The organism is Vibrio sp. 811 (assembly GCF_033339195.1).
Genome location: NZ_JAWOUB010000008.1, coordinates 42,305 through 65,082 on the forward strand (window position 1 = coordinate 42,305; position 22,778 = coordinate 65,082).

Sequence of the window (22,778 nt, forward strand, 5' to 3'; positions counted from 1 at the left end):
CTATCAAAACATGCGATTTGACCACAACAAAAGCCAGTAACATCACCCACTCTGTCAAAATGGTAAAATCTTACTATCTAAAAAAATTTAATTTATGGACTGAAGTTAACAAAAATCGTAGTAACGTGCGCTTCAGGTAAGCACGAGGAAATTCAGAAGTTTATGAGGTGCCCTCCTCAGCAACAAACAACAAATTGACTGTTACTGAGGAAGTTTAAATAAAAAGGTGAGCGCATTACGCACTCACAAAAGTAACTGCTCTGAAGCTTGCTAGGATTAAATTTGCTTCATCGCGAGTTAAAGAGGCGAGGTATTACCCATCGACCTCATGCAGAACACTATACTCAGAGTATAGAAACGAGCGTAAATATATAATATTTAAAAAGATTTTCAACGCGACACATTCACCACAGCACCTGCCGAGCGACCATCACAATCACGTCATACACACCTAAAAGCAACATTGGCCTAGTTATTATAGTTATTCAGCCTTGTATTAAGACGATTCATTAATTCGAGTAACTTATCAATAAAGGCAATTATTTTGATAAATATCACAAAAAGTCCCAAAGAAATAAAGCGAGCTAAACGCTCGCTTTATTTATGCCGCATTTTTTAAAGTTTTGTTATCACTAAAATATCGGTTGTAAACAGCACCTAAGGAGGCTGTACTTGCGAAACGATCATAGTTAAATGTTGCTTGAGCCTCTTCGGCAGAGGCGGAAAGCTTGTTGGTACCATTTACATAAATCGTCACTACCCCCTCCTTCAGTCCTGAAAGATCTAAATCAGTTGTCCATGAGTCTGAAAGCACGGTTGCCATGCCTGTGGCTTCTGTACCATCAGCGTCGACTGCTTTGATATCTATGAACTCACCATCTTCAAATCGTTCACTGCTACCACTTACTGTCACGCTTTCCACTCCAGTAACATCGTTGATAACGTCTAGGTGTATTGTCGGTGTAATTGGCATGGAGTAAGCCGTGTTCTGGCTACCGGTATTCCCTGATAAGTCTTGGTAGTCACGAACTAGTAACGCCACATTCAGCTCTGACGAGTCTGGTACCACTACATCACCAGTCCAAACACTTGGGTCCGCGGTTGCCACTAACGAGGTGATCGTCGTGCCACCTAACTCCGCCGCGGCGGATTGCAGATCTTTATCGAATTCCAGCGTTACCGTCACGCTTTGGCCGATGGCTTGGTGCTCAGGCGTAAACGTCACGTTAGTCAGCGTTGGCAGAGACTGCGCGAGAGTAAAGCTCTGACTTTCACTTACTTCAATGCCCGCTGAGTTCGTCCCTGTCACAATCACGGTATAAGTGCCGTTGGTTTGGTGACTCATGTCCATTGCGTCACTGGTCCAAGTGCCACCGGCTTGTACCGTTGCGCTGCTGCTTTTCAATACCGTCGCGCCGCCTTGGGCTTTCACTTCAAGACGCAGGGACTGACCGTCAAAACGTGTCGACGTACCTTCAAATTGTAGCGTGGCGGCATGCGCTTCATCCACATTACCCACTGGCGTAATAGCTAAGGTTGGTGTGATCGGCATGGAGTAAGCCGTGTTCTGGCTACCGGTATTCCCTGAGAAGTCTTGGTAGTCACGAACAAGCAACGCTACATTCAGCTCTGACGTGCTTGGTACCACCACATCACCAGTCCAAACACTTGGGTCCGCGGTTGCCATTAATGAGGTGATCGTCGTGCCACCTAACTCCGCCGCGGCGGATTGCAGATCTTTATCGAATTCCAGCGTCACCGTCACGCTTTGGCCGATGGCTTGGTGCTCAGGCGTAAACGTCGCGTTAGTCAGCGTTGGCAGAGACTGCGCGAGTGTAAAGCTCTGGCTTTCACTCACTTCAATGCCCGCAGAGTTCGTCCCCGTCACCATCACAGTATAAGTACCATTGGTTTGGTGACTCATGTCCATTGCGTCACTGATCCAAGTGCCACCGGCTTGTACTGTCGCGCTGCTGCTTTTTAGTACCGCCGCGCTGCCTTGGGCTTTCACTTCAAGACGCAGGGACTGACCGTCAAAACGTGTCGACGTACCTTCAAATTGTAGCGTGGCGGCATGCGTTTCATCCACACTGCCCACTGGCCTAATAGCTAAGGTCGGCGTGATCGGCATGGAGTAAACCGTGTTCTGGCTACCGGTATTTCCTGATAAGTCTTGGTAGTCACGAACAAGCAACGCCACATTGAGCTCCGACGTACTTGGTACCACCACATCACCAGTCCAAACGCTTGGGTCCGCGGTTGCCACTAATGAGGTGATCGTCGTGCCACCTAACTCCGCCGCGGCGGACTGCAGATCTTTATCGAATTCCAGCGTTACCGTCACGCGTTGGCCGATGGCTTGGTGCTCAGGCGTAAACGTCACGTTAGTCAGCGTTGGCAGAGACTGCGCGAGTGTAAAGCTCTGGCTTTCACTCACTTCAATGCCGGCTGAGTTCGTCCCTGTCACCATCACGGTATAAGTGCCGTTGGTTTGGTGACTCATATCCATTGCGTCACTGATCCAAGTGCCACCGGCTTGTACTGTTGCACTGCCGCTTTTTAGTACCGTCGCGCTGCCTTGGGCTTTCACTTCAAGACGCAGGGACTGACCGTCAAAGCGTGTCGACGTACCTTCAAATTGTAGCGTGGCGGCAAGCGTTTCATCCACACTGCCCACTGGCTTAATAGCTAAGGTTGGCGTGATCGGCATGGAGTAAGCCGTGTTCTGGCTACCGGTATTCCCTGATAAGTCTTGGTAGTCACGAACAAGCAACGCCACACTCAGCTCTGACGTGCTTGGTACCACCACATCACCAGTCCAAACACTTGGGTCCGCGGTTGCCACTAATGAAGTGATCGTCGCACCACCTAACTCCGCTGCGGCGGATTGCAGATCTTTATCGAATTCCAGCGTTACCGTCACGCGTTGGCCGATGGCTTGGTGCTCAGGCGTAAACGTCGCGTTAGTCAGCGTTGGCAGAGACTGCGCGAGTGTAAAGCTCTGGCTTTCACTCACTTCAATCCCCGCCGAGTTCATCCCCGTCACCATCACAGTATAAGTGCCATTGGTTTGATGACTCATATCAAACGCGTCACTGGTCCAAGTGCCACCGGCTTGTACTGTCGCGCTGCTGCTTTTTAGTACCGTCGCGCTGCCTTGGGCTTTCACTTCAAGACGCAGGGACTGGCCGTCAAAACGTGTCGACGTACCTTCGAATTGTAGCGTGGCGGCATGCGTTTCATCCACACTGCCCACTGGCGTAATAGCTAAGGTTGGCGTGATTGGCAATTCGTGAGCGGTGTTATCCTCACCTATGTTGCCAGTCAAATCTTTAAACTGACTAACAACCAAGTCGACACTTAACAGCGCGGTGCTCGGAACTTGTACATCACCAACCCAGACCTTTTTATCTGCCGTTGCTGACAGAGAACTAATGCGATTGCCGCCAAGCGTAGCGGTCGCCTCTTGGATCTCTTTGTCAAACTCAAGCGATACATTCACGCTTTGACCCGCACTCTGATGCTCGGGGTTAAATGTCACATTGGTTAGTTTTGGTAAGGTTCCTTCAACCGCGATACTTAAGCTGCTTCCTTTTCCAGGAATGGTGTTGGTACTTTGGTAGCTATCGTCCTCTACCTGTATTGTTATGTTTTTATCTTGCTTTTCTGGACTGATGTAATTAACCGTCCACGTAACGTTGTCTGAAGTGGACCACGTATCTTGCTTTAACGTTCCTGTTGCGCCGTTATCACTAGCGACAAGATGGACATCTGAGATATCAAAGTTCGTAACTTCTTCTGTAAAGTTAAACGTAAGTGTAATCTCTTCACCTCCAAAAAGAGGGGCGCTTGAGGCGGTAGAGATACTTAGCCCGGGAACGGTTGCCGCTTCCACATGCGCATCAATAGAACTTTCACTCTTGTTATCCACCTTGTCTGTTGCTGCCACCGTGATCGTATGATCGCCTTTCGGTAACAAATAGCTTATAACATAAGGCCCCGCTTCAGTTGTCGGCTCAGTAATCGCTTGAGGAGCCACTGTGCTACCACCACTCACCGCTTTTGACGTGACGAGATTTAAATTTTTATCTGTAATGTATGCACTAATTTCTAGTTGATACTTATCGTTTGTCGGCACCTTAGAGGTTTGATTAGCACTTAAGCCCGAAATACTTGGAGCGTCATAATCAACAATAGATTCGATAACCTTTCCATCATAACTTTTGCCTAGTAATTCAAAGCTTGTATTCTCTCTTCCAACTGAGTCCGTCACCGTCACCTTAAGGGTATATGACCCTTGGTTATCGACGGCAAAGTTCATCATTCCATTACCACTAGATGAGATAACATCACCTGAGTAACTCAAGGAATCACCGAGGCTTGGAATAAGCTCCACAGAATATTGTGAAGCTTTCACTCTTTCTCCTTCCACCGTAGATACCGTAAACGGCTGGCTTGCCTTGGTTAAAAACAGTTTCCCACCCTGCAAACTCGTAATTCCATCGAAATCAACTGTGACTTTAGGAACACTAATATCAATGACTTTTCTGATATCAGAATACAGTCCGACGCTATCTGTCGCTTTGATGTCTACTGTGATTGAACCACGCCCCTCTAACTGAGATTTCGGTAGTTCAAAGTACGTAGATGAACCATTCCCATCCTCTACTCTTTCTTCTTGATAACTCGGGTTTAAAACCGAGTAGTTTACTTTTGCCAGGCTGCTACCAGTGTCCGTTATGTCAAAACGAAAACGAACATTATCAGGATTTGTTGGCGATTCGGTTACGATAATCTCATCGCCAACACTTGGAGGTGTGTTGTCAACTTTAATATCAACGGTCGCTTCACCGACTCTCGACCACACATCCGTTGCGGTAATCGTTGTCCTGATCGTTTTTCCATCCGCATCGCTAGGAAGTTCACTTGTAAATGTTGAACACTTGTAGGTTGGATCATCTGCACACACCTCTAATTGTGCAAACTTCTCCGGATTATCTTTATAGTTGTAGGATTCCGTTCCAAACCTGGCCATCACATTGTCTAGTCTAGAGTTTTCATACAGCTTAATTCTGAATTTGGCGACAAGCTGCTGACCATTAATGGTTGTGTTTCCAACCGGATCAGTAATTTCAACGACTACCGAACCTTTAGGTAATTCAAGCAGTAGATCGTGCTCTGGCGTCAAGTTTCCTGCTAAATCAGATAAGTTCTTGATTTTGTATTCTTGAGTTGTACTCAGGCCATCAATAATATCGGCATAGGATTCAGAATACGTACACTTGATATTTCCAACACCTTTGGCACAAGTCGTTGGTGTATAAGCTTTGTTGCCAAGATTACGAACCAACTTTGGATATTCATCTGAACTTTCGGTATTCACGCCTGATAAAGCATCATTGAAAGAGAGCTCAAATGTGAGCATCTTCTTCTTCAAAGCTTCATCAAACCAAACATCACTTCCTTTAAAACTGTATGAGTTACCATCTACGACTGTCGGTGCATCAATATCCACCATCGAGAAATTGAACTTGTTGATCGTTTCACGCCCATTTGTACCCAAGGTTTTAGTGATCAAAGTAACAGGTGCTTTGGTCATGTTTTGCCCAACATTGACACTACAACTGTAAGGTTCTTGCGATACGTTGATAACACCAGAAGTTGGTTGCTCATTAGTTGGTGGCGCATCCAGAGAGTTGTATTCTTCACGAACCCAACACTCTAACGTTTTGGCTTTGACCGCACTCAATGTAGTAAAGGTGACATCAAGAACACCATCAGATAAGTAATTTTGGAAGTCCAGCGGGCTTTCAACTGTTAGAACCACGCCTTCACGCTGTACGCTAAAGGTTTGGTTTACTTTTCCAACCTTTCGGTCTTTTTCATCAAGGTAACGAACTTTGTTATAAACTTTGATATCAAGTTCATAATTACCATCTTTGGCAATTTGTGTAGAAAGCAACGTTGCGGTCCAAGTGCCATCTGCGGTTTCTGAGAACGTAAAGTTAGTCCCGTTTTGCTCACCAGAAAATCTATACGTTGAGTCAATTCGATCAACGCCACTATCATCAACAATATCAAGCGTAAGTACGATATTCCCATCTTGATAGATGGTGTTGTTTGTAATTGGCGTTCCATCCGTGTAACTCATCGCCAGCGTCACCTGCGGGATTGAGTTGTACACTTTGACGGTAAAATCTTGCTCATCACTGGTTAAGGTTGTGTTGCCACGAACATCAGACCCTTTTAAACGAATCTTGTGGGTACCCGAACCTAAATCACCAAGGCTCACTTTGAGATCCTCATTGATTTTTGTACCGGGAGAGCCAGGTAATGGCTCCAGATCGCTAAACGTCCAATACTCTAGGCTTTCTCGATTGACACCATTAATTGAAACATCACCGTTTGCATTTAGGTCTAGAGCCGTTAGGTCAAAGACATAGTTACCTAAGTAGTAGTCATTCGCATTGAAACCACTTAATCCTAATGTTGGTCCATCACGATCAAGAATAACCTTGTGCGTGTTAGAACTAGACTCAAAACCATAAATATCGGTTGCTTTTACATACAATGACGTTGTTTTTTCATCTTCAGAAATGTCTATTTTATCTGTGTCACTCTTGATCAGAGACATGACAAACTCTTTAGATGAATCCGTTGGTACAATTGTCTTAATTGGCGAATCTTTACCACTTTGATACAGCGAGACTTGCTCAAGGTCTGAATCGTCTATTACGGATTTAAATCGCACGTTGAACTCACGCCCTATGACGTAGTTCTCTTTGGACAATGTGTCTTCAACCCAAGGTGTATTTAGGATGATTTCAGGGCCTTTATTATCGACTTGGAAGGTAAATTTCCCTGTTGTACTAACATTGGCAGGATAAGCGTTGTCCGTCGCAGTGACGTAAAACTCATTCCATTCATCGTAATCAAATGCTTTTGAAACCAGTTGGACTTTGACGTCAGGCTGTTCACCAACTAGGTATGGTACGTCACACACCTCTGTTAGAGGGTCACAGCTTTCTAATGTCAGAGCCTGACCAGATCCGCGGCGCAAATCTATTTTTACGTTATTGCCAGAGCTTAACGTCCCCCAATCAATGACAGGTGTCCATTGGTTATTACCACCTAAACGGCTTTGAACCTGCTCACTTTTTACAATAGGAGCTTCAGAGTCGATACGAATATTGAATCTCGGAGCGGTGCTAGTTAACTCTGAAACGGAGTTACCTAAGTTGTCCTCTGCTGCTGCAACAACTAACCAATCTCCATCACCAGGATAAATCGTAGAGCCTTGATTTGAACAAATCTCGCCCGTACATAGTTTGACTTTAAACGCGTCTTTCGAGTTACTTGCAAAGTTTTCTGGTGTGTATGTTACTTTTTCACCGGTTTGCTGGTAGAAAACAAGGCCCCTCGAGGCAAGCTTATCACCAACAATATCCTCAACGTTGAAGGTTAATTCATGAGTATTGTTCGCATTTAAATAAATACCGTTTTCTACAGGTTTACCATCGACATCATTGGGTGGAAGGTAACTGGCCTTAGGGAAGTCGTTATCAATAAACACCGATTCTATAAACGGAGATTTACCATTGTAACCATACGCATTGCCATGTGGGTCCATAGCACTGGTCTCCACGGCAAACTCTATAATATCTTTTAGTTCACTAGACTGGGAGTTAAGGGTGAAGAAGTACTCTTTTCGATAAGCATTGCTGCTGTCTGAGTTTTCTACGATGTTGATGTCCAGTGGTATTTCAATGTTTGGCTCATTGGCTTGATACCACATCGTGCTAAACTTCGGGCCGTGAGCGTCGGTTCCTACAATACCAGAAGGATCGTCTAGGACAATTTTAGAAACAACCTCGCCAGCGATATAAAGCCTATTACCAACCATCGTCTCTCTGCCGCTTTCAATGGTTAATTTTGGCTGCGGAGGCAAGGTATCGATACTGCTACCCTCTGTATCAAAAATGTTCTTACCATTTAAGTCAGGATTAGCCATCGAAATATCATCAGCATAGAGCTGCGCGATATTGGTCTCAATACCGTATTTGCTCGCCATGATTTCATAATAGGATTGCGCCAGGTCTTTTCGGTAAGTTTCAGCGCCAAACGTGTAAGAATCGAGCGTAACTTGACTTCCTCCTGCCCCTACACCATTTGCTTTTCCATCGTAGCTAAAATCATCGTAAATAGCAGATGCAAAATCTAATGAGTTATTTCTTGGCATTCTCTCGGCAATACTATCAATTGCTTCAACAAGGAATCGGTGTAGATAGTCATTTGATGGCTTGTCTGGAATCGCTTTAGTCGTAAGCATTTCATTGGTTGCATAAGGCACAACCGTTGGGTCAAACCCAAAGAATGAGTTGTTGTTCGTACCTGATAACGCGTAGCGCACCTCATCAAGAATTTGAATCGCACGTTCTGAAGTTTTCTCTCCCGCTGTCACTTGATCCCACTGGAAATCAAACAAACCAGTCTGATATGTCGATAGTTCAGTAATATAGTAAGTTTGAGAACCTTTGAGCTTAAAATACACACCAATATTGGCCTTGTTTAAGTCAACCGTAACTTTCTTGGTCCCTGGATCTCTTTTCCATTGGTAATAGTATGGCTCACTGCCTTCGATACCAATTAAACGAACACGCATGAAATCATAATTCACTACGTCAGTTGTGGTTTCACAGCTCGCTACGTCAAGAGCCATGGACTGGTCACTTTCCAGTTGCTGGATAGTGGTACAACTTGCAAGTGAAGTGAATTCACCACTTGGGCTCAACCCTTCAAGTTGAGCTCGCGCACCAATAAATGGTGTCACCACTTTTATGGTTGGTAGGTCAAAGCTACTTCTAAAATATACTTCTCTTGGAGTGCTTTCGTTATCAGACTCATCGACGGTTTGAATGACTAACTTTTGACTACTGTTTTCTGATACCGATTTAAAGCTGTCACCCAAAATATCTCTTACAAAAGGAATGTAATAGATGACATCCTCTACTCGCCCATTGCTATCTAACAGCGTTTCGTGCGGAATTTTTGCGATGTAATCGTCATCGGATGCGGTTGTGTCAATAACTTGCTGAAGTGAGTAGTTGTTATCGTTGTTTTGGCTTACGTAGTACTTGACGACGAGCTTAAGCTTATTAGCGTTGGAGCCTAAAACCGTATCGGTATTTACGTCTGAAACTTTCACACGAACATAAGGGATTTTATTCTCTTTCAATAAATTAGCGTTGAAGTTACTAAAATCTATCCCTTTTAATGAGTTCTGAATCCCTAAACTTGCGTACGCATAGTCAATCTTCAGGAAATCGCGGCTTGCTTGAACATTGTCTGGGGTGTACGTATCTTGAGAGTAGATACCATCGTAAGTGGTTCGTTCACCATCTAAACCCACATTTACGTACGTCATTGACGTACCTTCAGGATAGGTTATCGTCTGTGCTGGCGCTTGATCGTCACGACTTACTGCATGCTGCGCAGAGCCCGTATTGCCTTTGCTATCCTTAGCTCGAACCTCAAAGACCGTCGTAGATAGGAATTCATCAGTTGGGTAAGCCTTACTAAACTCACAAGCATTTCCAGACTCTACAGTGACAGGAGAACATGTGACGCCCTCATGTAAGCCATCTTTAAATGAAATACTGACCGAACTAATCTCTTGCGAGCTTTCTTTTACAACCCCTTTCAGAACGTATTCTTTAAGTTGGTTATTAATTGCACTCGCCGATGTAATATCGATAACAGGCGCATCGTTATCCCATTCAAAGTTGATATGAAGACCCGAATGGCTGCCTGGAGTTAACTCATTACCCAGTACATCCGCTGTATATAAGACTAACCGTGCTGCTGTTACGTTTGAGAGCCCTGTGGCAGGGTTCATATCCACACTATCGATCTCTTTGGTATTAATGTTAACTTTAACGTTGGTCTCTCGAAGGCCAACTTCAAAATCATCAAATTCAACCGAACAGAATGTGCTTCCAAAATCTTGTATGTCGTTACATTGAAATTCACCAGACCAAGAGCCATTAATCTGATACTGAATAAAGGCGGATACGTCTTCTACACCGATATCATCAACAATTTTTAGATCAACTTTATCGGTGCCAGCAAGTACATCACGGTCAATGCGTGTCACGATAGGAGCTGTGGTATCGATCTCCGTCCCATCTCGCGGTGGAATGACGCCATCTGTACTGCCATATGTACCTAAATCATTAAGCTTCTTACTAAAGTCGACATAGTCGGCAGCATCAGTACCAGAAATATTGATACTTGGGTCGTTTACCACGATCAAAACATGTTGAGATAAGTCACGTGTATAAACGTCGCTGTTTATCTTTTTCTGTCCAAAGCTGAGGGGAGTCACTGCTCCGGAAGTCTGGCTCACTTCAAGTCCATCAAGAACACCATCTGCAATAACATCCCGATATTGGATGTCAGCGAAGTGCATCGAAGTGTAGACGTTATCGCTGTTGCCGTATTTTTTAATAAGATCGTAAGAGTAAGACGAGTATGCTGTTAATAAAGCGCCGTATTGATGCCCTACACTAGCAAAGCTGCTTTGCCCACCTTTGGTAATATCAATAGGTTTGGTCTCATTTACGTCAAAGCCATACATGCTATTGATACTATCCAAAGCAGTTGAAAAGGCACTTTCATCTGTGGCCCCCTGAGAAATTTTGTACTTTGCCAAGCCTGCTGCCAAGTTCGACAGCGGAGTAAGCATTAACTTTTGCTCACTCCCCTCTTTAAAGTTCACAACACCTTCAAATTTAAGTGTCTTCGCATTACTCACAGATACCGTTTCATTTGTAAACGGATCGGTATAACTCCCCTCTTTTGCAACAACAAAAAGAGGCATTGACGACGATTCAAACTCTAGCAGATAGTTTCCGAAGGCATCAGACGTCGTGTTAGCCAACTTCCGACCTAAGTTTCCATTTTTGAACTCGAAAACCTCAATCTTGGCGCCATTGACTGGGGCGTCAAACACCATACCGGAAATGCTTCCTTTGCTTCTAGCTGGAGGTGTGTTGTCTCCTCCATCACCACCACCACATGCACTCAATAAAAGAGATGTAAGCGTAAGACCTAATGTTAATTTCAGCGTATTTTTAGCGAACATAGTAATTTGGCAAAATATATTTTCCCGAGATTATATTATTGAAAAATATTTTCTCAACGTGACATTAACACCAACAAAATAGGCATAAACACCAAGCCAACCGTCACTTTGACTGAATTATTAAAATTATTATCACATCCTATAATTATTAACTTAGTTAAAACAGAGGAATTACTCATGCTTTAATGCTAGTTTTTATTTAAAATATTATACTCTACGCACAACTGTCAGTATTGATAAATCAACAAAACTAATGACTATTTTAATAATAAAAAGGAGTGTGCAAGCTCCTACCGTAGCCCTTATCACTACTGCGTTAATCATATTGATTAGCGTATCGCTTTCTCACTACTTCCTCACTCCTGTGGATAGGCTACCTACCATCAAGCCTTTAGAATTCGAAAGTGAGAATGTGCAGCCACCAATTAAAAAGAATACTCGTAGGCAAAAAATCACTATCGGTGTGGTTGAATACTCTTTTGTCGCTTCATTATTAAAATCAGGAGTGAGTCAAAAAGAGATCAACTTGCTATTAGCACTGATCAAAAGCAAGTTTAATATTATTGACTCTATTAAAAGAGGTGATAACTTTATCTTAAGAACTAAATTAAATAGTAAAAATGAAACTTACATTAGTTCTTTTTACTATTTAGGCAGTAAAACTGATTTATTTATTATCAATGATGGTCACGGCAACGTATTTGATGAGCATGGTGTGTCGATAAATAATCAGTTCATGTTTTCTTCACCCTTTGATAAAAACTACAGAGTGAGCTCTGACTATAACTTAAAGCGAACACATCCAGTGACCAATATAACGACTCCGCACTTAGGCACTGATTATGCCACACCTGTAGGTACACCGATTCGTAGTATTGCTGATGGCATCGTTTTAAAGTCCCGCTACAACCGTTTTGCGGGCAACTATATTAATATCCGCCACACAAATGGCTCTGTATCACGCTACCTACACTTATCTCAGCGCAACGTCCATGTTGGTGAGAAGATCAGCCGAGGACAAGTGATAGGGAAAACGGGTAACACAGGAAGAACAACAGGGCCGCATTTACATCTTGAACTGCACATCAATGGTGTTCCTGTTGATTACGAGCAATACATTCAAAGGCACCCAAACACTGACGTAAATATAGAAATGCTGATTGCAGCGAGAAAAGAAAAAGCAGAGTTAACAGCGGAATGGCAACGGTATGAGCAGTCAAATAGGTAACAACATCCACTTCGATTCGCTCTTTCTTCATTTATCTGAAGCGAGTCCTCGTAACCCTCTGAGCGCTTCGTAGTCTGTCGCCACTAACCAATTTCAGGATCAAAAAGAGCCGCTACATGCGGCTCTTAATGATTCTAATCTTTATTTACATACCCATGAAGTGATACTTTGTGACATCACGTTTCAAACTCAGAAATTCAACAATAAACGTTATTACATAAAAGAAACTCATAACTAGTATTACTAAGTAGTCACAGAAAAAATCAATTGGTAACTACGAGACAATAAAAATGAAACGGCTTACTAGTAGTCGAACACATCTAGTAGATCGAGATCGAATTCGACACCACGCAGGTCATGTTCATTACACAAGTTCTTTAGCTTATCATCGCAATACAGCAAGTTACACCCTTGCATCAACGACTTAAAAACATACTTATCTGCAACGCTCAACTCGATGAACTTAAGCGACGTCAAGCCAACCGGATGCTCATCAATATATTCGTGTTTCGTATTTTCCTGGTCTTCTTCTCCAAAGCTCATGACATTGAAAACCTGAAACTTCTCACCATCAATCACTATAGGTAAAAACTCACCATCTGTTTCAATGTATGGTTTAAGCACTTCAGCCGCTCGCAGCGTCAGCACTAAACACGTTCCCCAAACAGATATGTCAGGGGTTTTTACCGATGTCTTGTAGTGAGCCGTAAATTGAACACTCTCTTCTACCCAAACATCAGACAAACCCTCTGCTCTTACTGGCTCATTGAAAAGCCTATTCAACAGATCATCATCGCCCGCATCTATGGCCCTCTGATACGGATCATGCTCAAGAACTTTAAAGTAACGATTGAGGTTTCTTACCTGATATATACTCATTAAGCTAGTTTCCAAACTGGTTCTTTCTTCACAAGAATTTGAAGATAATGACAAATATTATCTTCATGATACTTAATTCTAGTCCCAAAAACGCGTTTACAGTTTCAAATTTCGACTAATATTCCAACCTATCTCTAAAAACCGTTGCATGTATACACGAATACATCGCCGCTAAGAAAACTGAGACAAAAAGAGCGCTACTTACGGCTCATAATGATTCGAACCTCCTATCGAAACAACCATAAAGTGATATCTACGATTTCTTTCACTTCAATAGCTTACTCAAAAAGCAACCATTTGTTGATATCACTTAAAGGAACCATAAGTTGATATTTTTGTGAACCCGACAGTTTACTAAAAAACCATAGGTAAGAAAGTTACCTTCAGTATTACTGTACAACCACTTCATGTAAAGATTTCTCTGCGGGAAAAGGAATATAGCTAACCCAGCCGTATTGATATTTAGCTTCACTTGCTTCTGCACCGACCAATAGGTTTCTCAGTATTTATCCGTTGGACGTCAGACGCAAAGCTGGAGGCCAATCTAACTATCAGCCAGCATGCGAACAATTACTTGAGACTCAGGATCTTTAAGAATATGCGCTTGGGATAACGCCAGTTCTTTAAGTACGTTCAACCCGACCTCGACTAAATATTGGTAAGAGATACCAACCATGATATACATACGACGTTTGTTGCTATGACTAAAATTACAAACAGTTGAGCTCCAAATAACACTGTTCTAACTAGAAATGTAAAGGCCATCTGCCGTCTAAAACACGGGAGTGAATAAACCAATATCAACCAAGCTACCTGAGCAGCTTCCGAATTCAACAAACCCACCTTTTTTGTTCGGCTTCAGAAATAAAATCATGATACCTGCGGCAGTGTTGCTCAGGGTGCCTTTCAGAGCTAAACCAATCGCTAAACCCGCTGCACCCACTAAAGCTACCAAACTGGCAACATCTACAAGTGCGACTAAACAAACCGCATAAGAAGCCACTTGAGACAGCGAGCGATAATTTCATCTCCACCACTGACTTTGTCTGTCTTTTTGAATATCCCGAGGTTGACGAGCTTGGATACCACATAAGCCAAGATAAAATTGTCAAGAGCGTATTTTGCAAGATCAGCACAACGAGTGCCTAACGCGTATCATAAAAAACCGTAATGTGTTCCATCTTACTGCGTGACTCAATAAGTTCACTGTTCAATATTTATGTATTAAAGCGCTCCATAGATTAGATAACTGTTGTATCCCAAATAACACACCAACAGAACAACGCCTTCACTGCGAGAAATCGTCTGTGATTTGCCAAAACGAGCGGCGGTCAACCGCAGTAATCCCGTGACAAAAAGCATCGATGTCCAGTCACGCCAGAAGACTTCAGCACCAATATTGGCAATAGGTGCAATGGTGCCCGCAATACCGATGACTGCTAAGGAGTTAAACATATTTGAGCCTACCACATTACCCACAGCTATATCATGCTCGCCTTTACGAGCCGCCACTATAGATGCCGCTAATTCGGGCAATGACGTTCCTAAAGCCACAATAGTTAGGCCAATCAATAAATCGCTGACACCGAGTTGTTGTGCGATTTCCACAGCTCCCCACACCAAAATGCGCGAGCTGATAATCAGTAACACTAACCCTGTAAACAGCCAGAAAATGGAAGACTTCTGTGACATACGTTGGCTAGACAGTTCGTAGCCCGTCTCTTGCTCTAAGTAGTCTCCCTTTGAGCGTAGTGCGCTCCAGATTGACCAACCAATCAAAAGCATGAATCCACCAATCAAAGTCCAGGCTTCTAACGTGCTGATATGGTGATTCCATAGCATTGCACCAACGCCAAGCGTAATGACTAAAAGTATGGAAAAAGTCCCTTACGAGAGTATTCAGTATCAATGGATCAGAACAAATTCATTGCACCGTAAACACTAAACTCAATTTGAACTGGTAATACCACGTGTTTCGAATCAATCTTAAATACTTTGTTAAATAGCTAGGCGAAACCTATAAACCTATAAACCTATATCTCGATTCATTTTCTCTCCTCGGCCAAATTTATTTGATTCTGTTTTAGCTAACTCTTCATATTCTTCACATCGGTAGTCCAGACGAGTGCTTTTAGAACCAAACGGGTCTTTGTTTCGTAATTCGGTCAGAGCACCAAACTGCCTGAAGTTGAGCAATTCTCATACTGCACACTGAGTTTCAGACATACCAAACCCTGTAAGTTTGTTCAACTCTTTAATCATGGCGTAAGTTTCATCAACCTGAGCATTGTAGTTTCTCAGGCTTAACCGCTCAACTAACAACTTCTTCACTCGATACATTGCTGTCTCTGATAGTGAGCGTTTATGGTAGCCGTATCGTTTTTTTCCACTTACACTTGGATACGTATGACATCGTGACAATCCCCTGTGTCATAAGCGCCATCACCTAATATCGCTATGATTTTACGACTTGTTTGCTTGAGCAAGTAAGGGAGGACTTCTGCATAGGTAACATTAGATAAAATCAGTTCTGCCGCAACGATTTCGTAAGTGCTGGTATCGATAGCTCAATGCCATTTTCTCCAGACTCTACACTTCCCGCCAGTTACATGCTTCTTGACCTTCCGTTTACCTTCACCATAGACCTTGAGACCTGCCGCATCGAGGGCTAGATGATATATTACACCTCTAGTCTTTGGTTTAAATAAAACCTCGACTTGCTTAGCTCTTCGACTGATACAACTGTAATGTGGACAGGCTATAGGGACGTTAGCCAATGAAACAAACAGAATCGATAAACCCTTGCAATGTTCTCAACGGTATTGAGAAAACTCGTTTCACTATAAGCACAGTGATAATGGCTAAGCCGCTGATCTGAAACGGTTTACCACGTTTACCTTGCTTATTCTGCTTCCACTTGCGAATGGCTTCTTCATCAATCCAGAAAGTGAGAGAACCACGGTTGATTAGAGATGTCATCCATGGCCAAACTGGTTTCAAGATCGTACTACTCTGAGGTAGTGCTCGATAGTCCAAATTGGAGCCAGTTTACCGACTTAGTCGACCAAATATATAGTAAATTTAACGAAGAAAGTGCTAACTAAAAGATAGCTATTCATTCTTGTTTTGCAATAAAGCAATTGGATGAAGCAAGGCATCCTTAGTACTGACATCCAACACTTTTACTTTTCGAAAACGTTCCGGTTCTTTGATCGCGACATCATGAGCAAAGATCACAAACTTCGCTTTCTCGATGTCTTTCTCGGTAATTCGATTGATGACGCCATTCGCCCCTTGAGTTTCGACTTTAATCTTAATGCCGAGTGCACAAGCCGCTTTTTCCAATGACTTCGCCGCTAAGAACGTATGTGCCACACCTGATGGACAAGATGTAACCGCCAAAACATCTGCCTCACCTTCGCCTTGAACGGAACCATATACTTGAGAATGACCAGTGTAGCTTTCATCTTCGGTGACGGTTTTCTTTAGTGCAATCACGATCAATGCAGTGGTAACTGAGCCCGTAATCGTGCCGATGATGTAACCAATTTTTCCATCCACGACAGGGAGAACAATCCAACCGCCCCAAGGGGCATGGTTCATTACGTGGAACATAAAGCCAATCACGTTACCAACAATGCCACCAGCAACAATCGCAGGCAGGACGCGAGCTGGGTCGCCCGCCGCAAACGGAATCGCTCCTTCGCTGATACCAATTATGCCCATGATGCCCGCTGCTTTACCAGCTTCACGTTCATCACGTTTAAATTTACTTGGCGATAGGAAAGTCGCTAACGCCATGCCCAGCGGCGGAGTACAGATCGCAATACCGACACCACCCATTAGCCACGGTTGAGTATTTACTTGTGTCTGAGCAAACAAAGTCGCCACTTTGTTGATAGGACCGCCCATATCAAACGCGGTCATTGCACCTAGTACGGTACCCAACATCACTTTGCCCGAGCCCGCCATCCCCGTGAGCACATCATTCATGGTCGTCATTGCGCTGGCGATAGGCGCACCAATCACCCACATCACTGCGCCGCAGGTAACAAACGTACCAACCAGTGGGTAGATAAAGATCGAGCCGAGCGAACTCATGCTGTCCGGCAGTTGAATTTTCTTCAGCAACCAAACCACAAAGCCGGCGAAAAAGCCGACCACAATTGCACCTAAAAAACCCGTATTGTAATGACTGACCGCAATCCAAGACCCAATCATACCCGGCGCAAGGCCCGGCTTGTCGGCAATGGAATAAGCAATGTAACCGCCAAGAACGGCAGTAAACAATGTCAGGCCAGCAATCCCCATTTGGGCAATATCGGCCAGAATGCCCTCCTGTGGTACACCACCGTGTCCAGAGATCATCACCGATAACGACAACAACACACCACCCGCAACAATAAACGGGATCATGTGGGATGTGCCAAACAGCAGGTGCTCTTTAATGCGGCCAAGTTTTTGCGCCCAAGGGCTCAGGGGTTCTGATGCAAATTCTAAAGAAGTCGGGAGAAATTCATTGGATTGGGTTTGAATATCAGTCAGCATCTCAAGCGCTTCTTCTCGCGATTGAGCCAGCTTGAGCTTTTCAACAAAGCCGTCTTCGATAAGTTTGGTGGAAATTTGTGCCAATACTTCAATGTGATGATGATCATCACCATCTGGAGACGCCAGCATGAAAAACACATCGGACAGCTCGCCATCTTCGGCGCCATAATCAATCCCATTACGGCTGATCCCGACCGCGACAGCTGGTTGCGCTACAGCATCACTTTTGGCATGAGGGATCGCAATACCATCATCAAATCCTGTGTTACCGATCTCTTCTCGTTTCCAGATATCTGCCAAGAACTGGCTTTGACTGTTGAGCTTGCCAGCGGCCTCTAGCATATCGACCAGCTCTTTGAGCGCTTCATCTTTGGTTTGAGCTTTTAGATCTAAACATATCGTTTCCAGCTCAATTAGGTTTGTGATGTCCATTGCTTTACCTTCCAATATTCACGCTCGAATATATACCCAAGTGAGTTTGAGATACAGGATCCCCTGGCTCGTATGCGTTCCTACTCATTTTATTTGGGCATAGATTAACCAGTGCCTACCCTTTGATATATAGGACTAAAAGTGCATTAACTGGATTAATGTAACATGAGATTCAAACTGTGATAGAGCTCTTGCGTTAATCCAGCTCAAATCAATTCAATCTGCGGTGGCTGTGTTAATATCCACAAAAAATAAAATGGATAGAACATGAAAATCGTAGCGGTGACAGCATGCCCTACAGGCATCGCTCATACCTATATGGCGGCAGATGCACTCATGAAAGCTGCGCCAAAACATAACGTGCAAATTAAAGTAGAAACGCAAGGTGCGATGGGGATAGAGAATCAGCTCACTCCTCACGATATTGCTCAAGCGGATCGGGTTTTGATCGTGTCGGATATTGAGATAGAACAACCAGGCCGATTCGAAGGGACGCGCAAAATTCAAATCCCCATTGAAGAGGTTTTGCTGAACGTCGACAAAGTATTCCTCGCCCACTGCCGCGACTAAATTTGTAGATGAACGAATACCAAATCACCTTTTTCGTCGATAATGCAAATGCCAGTGCGCACGTTGCTCAGCCACTCAATCGAGTGTCAAAGAAGTTCAAAAGTACCTTACATATCATTAATGTAACGCAAAATCGTGTTGCGGAACTCACCAAGTCCGTGGCGATTTTGCAAGCAGGTCTACAACAAGGTGATTTGTGTCAAATCACAGCGATTGGCATTGACGCAGAGCTGGCCTGCTTCGTCATCAAAGACATAATTGCTGAACACTTTACTGTGGTGGGGTCTCATATCAACTATCAGTTTTCTAGCCAACTAGCCGAGCGTTTACCGCAGATTTGCCCACCTTGTGAAATCAAATGGCAGTACGCCAAAGCGCATACCGAGCTCACCAAGTTTGAATGCCTCAAAGGACTAGCTCAGCTCATCCACCCCATTTATCCCGACGAACTGATTCTTGCTTTTATTAAACGCGAAGAACGCTCATCAACTTGCGTGACTCCGGGGATCGCTCTACCGCATGTGATGTTTTCAGGTGTTGACCATATTTCCATTGCCGTTATTGCAAATGAAAAGTCGATGGATTGGGCTTCGAAAGTGGGCGATGTTCATCTGGCTATAGCACTGGTGATACCAGAAAAGCCGACCCGAGAACAGATCATTGTGGCTACTAACCTCACACGAAATCTGCTTACCGAACAAATGGCGGAACGCCTACTACTAACAAAAAGCAGCGTCGACTTACAAGCGCTGCTGATGTACGCCATGTCGAGGCTGCTCGCCTAAACTTCTCTATGATTTACGCACTCTTACTGAAGGTTTAAATCGAACCACGATATTCCGTCGGCGTTCTGCCTGTACGATTCTTAAATACTCGGCAGAAATAGTTCACGTCTTTAAATCCACAGCGCACTGACACGTCATTGAGTTTGAAGTTGTATTTCTTGAGCATAAACTTCGCACGATCCACGCGTACCCAAGTAATGTAGTCTGCCAAGGTCATGTGCCCCTGCTGACGGAACAAGCGCGACAAATGGTTCGAGGAAATACTGAATCTCGACGCAATGCTGTCACGTGTGATTGGGCGATGGAAGTTCTCTTGAATGTAGATACAAATCCCTTGATAGAGATCTTGTACACGGCTATGTGACTGCTGCTCGACTGGAGCATCCAACATCGTCTTCGCGTATTGCAGTAATGCTTGCAGTAAAAGCTCATCCATTGGTTTTTTAGTATTCTCACGAGCCAGTGAGCTCAACGCTTCTAAGATGTTATCTATCGCAAATCCTGAGCGTGTTTGGATGCTATGCTTTTGAATATCGTAAAAGTTTGCCTCACCTTTGCGTTTGCTCACCAAACTTAACCCAAGTTGTCGACGCCCAAACAAAATACTTAACACTGAGCAATCGGTATCCCAGTCTGGTTTATTCCAACAGTTAGGTGGAATAAATATCGCGTCGCCTTTTTTAGCAACGATGTGCGTTACTTTTCGATCATGACTTTCCATTTCATTAATATATTCCCCATCCAGAACTAACTCTAGGCGAGGGAAATTAACTTGATAGCTAAATTCAGGCGGCGTATGAAAATCTCCTGCAAACCAAATATTATGAAATGGCTCTCTTTCATTTAATACCGCTGAAATTAAATCATGAAAAATCATTGTCTCACACTCTATATATGCATCAATGATGCTATTTACTATAGATATACACCGGACTGGATTTTTGTGCTATTGAGCAAAATCACACTTCCATTTTAATGTTACAAAAATCCAGTTAACGCATCAAATTTCCAGTAACAAAAACTCTATCAAAAACACTCAATCCCTTTTTAAATGGGAGCAACGCCACATTTTACTTATCGTTTAGCTTCTTATCCATCATGTCACAGATATGCAGCTAGATTTGTCCAGTGAACGATCTAAATCACACTATAGTTAGTCGGTTACAATCCTCCAGCAAATGCATTTTTTCTTCACTACAGTCTTTTTCTCAGTAATTTAAAAATACCCCTGAAATAAAAATTATATTTATAGGGGTTCGACAATGATCACCAAACTAATAAATGAAGACTTAATTAAGCTTGATCTTAAAGCATCTTCAAAAGAAGACGTATTTAAAGAACTGGTTGCAGTTCTACACGCCCAAGGTCGTATTTCTGACCAAACACAATTTCTTTCAGATATAAAAGCACGTGAAGAATTAGGAAATACCGGATTTGAAGATGGCGTGGCAATTCCACACGCGAAAAGCGCCGCTGTGATTGAACCGGCGGTTGTGATCGGCGTTAGCAAATCAGGTATCGAGTATGGCGCGGAAGACGGTTTACCTTCAAAGCTGTTCTTCATGATCGCTTCTCCAGACGGTGGCGATAACCACCACATCGAAGTACTTGCAGAACTGTCTTCAAAACTGATTGAAGATGGTTTCATCGATGCGTTTTTAGGTGCAACAAACAGCCAAGACGCACTGGCACTCCTTCTTGCTAAAGAAGAACCGCAACCAGTGACAGATGCTCCAGCAAACCAAGGTTTCGTCATTGGTGTTACCGGTTGTCCTGCGGGCGTTGCGCACACCTACTTAGCAGCAGAAGCACTGGAGAAAGGTGCTGCGGCGATGGGTTACGAAATCAAGGTTGAAACGAATGGTTCAATCGGTGTGAAAAACAGTCCAACCGCAGAAGAAATCGAGCGTGCAGATGCCATCATCGTGGCATGTGACAAGCAAGTTGACATGAACCGCTTCGCGGGCAAACGCGTGGTTAAAACCAACGTAAAAGCCCCAATCCGCGATGCTCAAGGACTGATTAATGAAGCGTTAAACGCACCGACGTACCAAGCTGAGTCCAATGGCAATACGCAAGCGTCGGTTGCCGACAAAGCTTCTCAAGCTCGTTCTGACTTATATCGCTACTTGATGAATGGCGTATCACACATGATCCCATTCGTCGTAACGGGTGGTCTGTTGATTGCCCTTGCTCTTGCCGTCGGTGGTCAGCCAAGTGAAGCGGGCATGGCGATTCCTGAAGGCAGCATGTGGAACCAAATCCTCAATGTCGGTGTGGTTGCCTTTACGCTGATGATCCCAATCCTTGCCGGTTACATTGCTTACGCGATTGCTGACCGCCCAGCTCTAGCTCCTGGCTTGATCGGTGGTTGGATTGCAAACAACGGTTCTTTCTACGGCGCAGACGCTGGTACAGGCTTTATCGGTGCCATCATCGCAGGTCTGCTTGTGGGTTACTTCGTGAAGTGGATTACGTCGATTAACTACCACAAATTCATCCAACCTTTGGTGCCAATCATGATCGCACCAATCACAGGTTCGCTATTCATCGCAGGTCTATTCATCTTCGTTATCGGCGCGCCAATCGCAAGCCTAATGGACGGTCTGACTGCGCTACTCACTAGCATGAGTACAGGTAACGTCGTTCTACTGGGTATCGTACTTGGTGGTATGGCTGGCTTCGATATGGGTGGTCCATTCAACAAGGTCGCATTCCTATTCTCTGTGGGCATGATTGCGAGCGGTCAAACTCAATTCATGGGTGCGATGGCGTGTGCAATCCCTGTTGCTCCTCTAGGCATGGCACTGGCAACGGCGCTTGGTCGTAAGTTCGACCTGTTCGAAGAATCAGAAACCGAAGCAGGTAAAGCCGCAGGTGCAATGGGCCTGGTGGGTATCTCTGAGGGTGCTATTCCATTCGCAGCGCAAGATCCAATGTCAGTGATTCCTGCAAACGTACTTGGTTCAATGGTGGCGGCAGTAATGGCGTTCTCATTCGGCATCACCAACAGCGTTGCTCACGGAGGTCCCGTGGTCGCTCTACTTGGCGCGATGAACCACCCAGTCCTTGCTCTGATTTGTATGGCAGCTGGCGCAACGGTTACCGCAGTAACGTGTGTAACGTTGAAGAAAGTACGTAAAGCAAAAATGATGCAAGCAGCTGCTTAATCCCCCCTCCCCCAAATGGCTCC

Annotated in this window: 10 protein-coding genes and 2 pseudogenes; 4 read left to right on the plus strand and 8 right to left on the minus strand. The window is 44.1% G+C overall.

From position 1 onward, the window contains the following. Positions 1-601: 601 nt before the first annotated feature. The gene (locus R7Q46_RS14035) at positions 602-11,143 is read right to left on the minus strand and encodes a tandem large repeat (RefSeq protein ID WP_318077554.1); all 10,542 of its coding nucleotides are present in this window, start codon (positions 11,141-11,143) and stop codon (positions 602-604) included. A 253-nt stretch (positions 11,144-11,396) separates the two neighbouring features. Between R7Q46_RS14035 and R7Q46_RS14040 the strand changes: the two genes are divergently transcribed. Continuing rightward, positions 11,397-12,371 (plus strand): peptidoglycan DD-metalloendopeptidase family protein, encoded by a 975-nt coding sequence (locus R7Q46_RS14040; RefSeq protein WP_318077555.1) that lies wholly within the window; start codon positions 11,397-11,399, stop codon positions 12,369-12,371. A 303-nt stretch (positions 12,372-12,674) separates the two neighbouring features. Here R7Q46_RS14040 and R7Q46_RS14045 read toward each other — a convergent pair whose 3' ends face one another. The 6 genes and pseudogenes from R7Q46_RS14045 to R7Q46_RS14065 all read right to left on the minus strand — a co-directional run bounded on the left by R7Q46_RS14045 (position 12,675) and on the right by R7Q46_RS14065 (position 18,230). Continuing rightward, positions 12,675-13,250, minus strand: coding sequence for a hypothetical protein (locus R7Q46_RS14045; RefSeq protein WP_033906398.1), 576 nt, complete (start codon positions 13,248-13,250; stop codon positions 12,675-12,677). Between the two features lie 544 nt (positions 13,251-13,794). After that, on the minus strand, positions 13,795-13,935 hold the full coding sequence (locus tag R7Q46_RS30805) for a hypothetical protein (protein WP_372061284.1): 141 nt from the start codon (positions 13,933-13,935) through the stop codon (positions 13,795-13,797). Between the two features lie 87 nt (positions 13,936-14,022). Further along, positions 14,023-14,253 (minus strand): mechanosensitive ion channel domain-containing protein, encoded by a 231-nt coding sequence (locus R7Q46_RS30810; protein ID WP_372061282.1) that lies wholly within the window; start codon positions 14,251-14,253, stop codon positions 14,023-14,025. A 221-nt stretch (positions 14,254-14,474) separates the two neighbouring features. Further along, positions 14,475-15,125: pseudogene (locus R7Q46_RS14055) on the minus strand (sodium:calcium antiporter); the annotation flags it as partial. A gap of 324 nt (positions 15,126-15,449) precedes the next feature. Further along, positions 15,450-16,229 (minus strand): annotated as a pseudogene (locus R7Q46_RS14060) (IS5 family transposase). 132 nt (positions 16,230-16,361) lie between these two features. Further along, on the minus strand, positions 16,362-18,230 hold the full coding sequence (locus tag R7Q46_RS14065) for a fructose-specific PTS transporter subunit EIIC (protein WP_213871409.1): 1,869 nt from the start codon (positions 18,228-18,230) through the stop codon (positions 16,362-16,364). A 267-nt stretch (positions 18,231-18,497) separates the two neighbouring features. Between R7Q46_RS14065 and R7Q46_RS14070 the strand changes: the two genes are divergently transcribed. Together R7Q46_RS14070 and R7Q46_RS14075 are read left to right on the plus strand one after the other, a co-directional pair. Continuing rightward, a complete protein-coding gene (locus R7Q46_RS14070; protein ID WP_193292733.1) occupies positions 18,498-18,800 on the plus strand; it encodes a PTS fructose transporter subunit IIB in 303 nt (100 codons plus the stop codon). 8 nt (positions 18,801-18,808) lie between these two features. Beyond that, positions 18,809-19,585, plus strand: coding sequence for a PTS sugar transporter subunit IIA (locus R7Q46_RS14075; RefSeq protein WP_213871410.1), 777 nt, complete (start codon positions 18,809-18,811; stop codon positions 19,583-19,585). Positions 19,586-19,619: 34 nt separating this feature from the next. Here R7Q46_RS14075 and R7Q46_RS14080 read toward each other — a convergent pair whose 3' ends face one another. Further along, positions 19,620-20,462 carry a helix-turn-helix transcriptional regulator gene (locus R7Q46_RS14080; RefSeq protein ID WP_006742228.1) on the minus strand — a complete coding sequence of 281 codons (843 nt, stop codon included), beginning with the start codon at positions 20,460-20,462 and terminating at the stop codon, positions 19,620-19,622. A gap of 385 nt (positions 20,463-20,847) precedes the next feature. Between R7Q46_RS14080 and R7Q46_RS14085 the strand changes: the two genes are divergently transcribed. Further along, complete coding sequence (locus R7Q46_RS14085; RefSeq protein ID WP_047731690.1) at positions 20,848-22,755, plus strand: fructose-specific PTS transporter subunit EIIC; 1,908 nt, start codon at positions 20,848-20,850, stop codon at positions 22,753-22,755. Positions 22,756-22,778 lie beyond the last annotated feature (23 nt).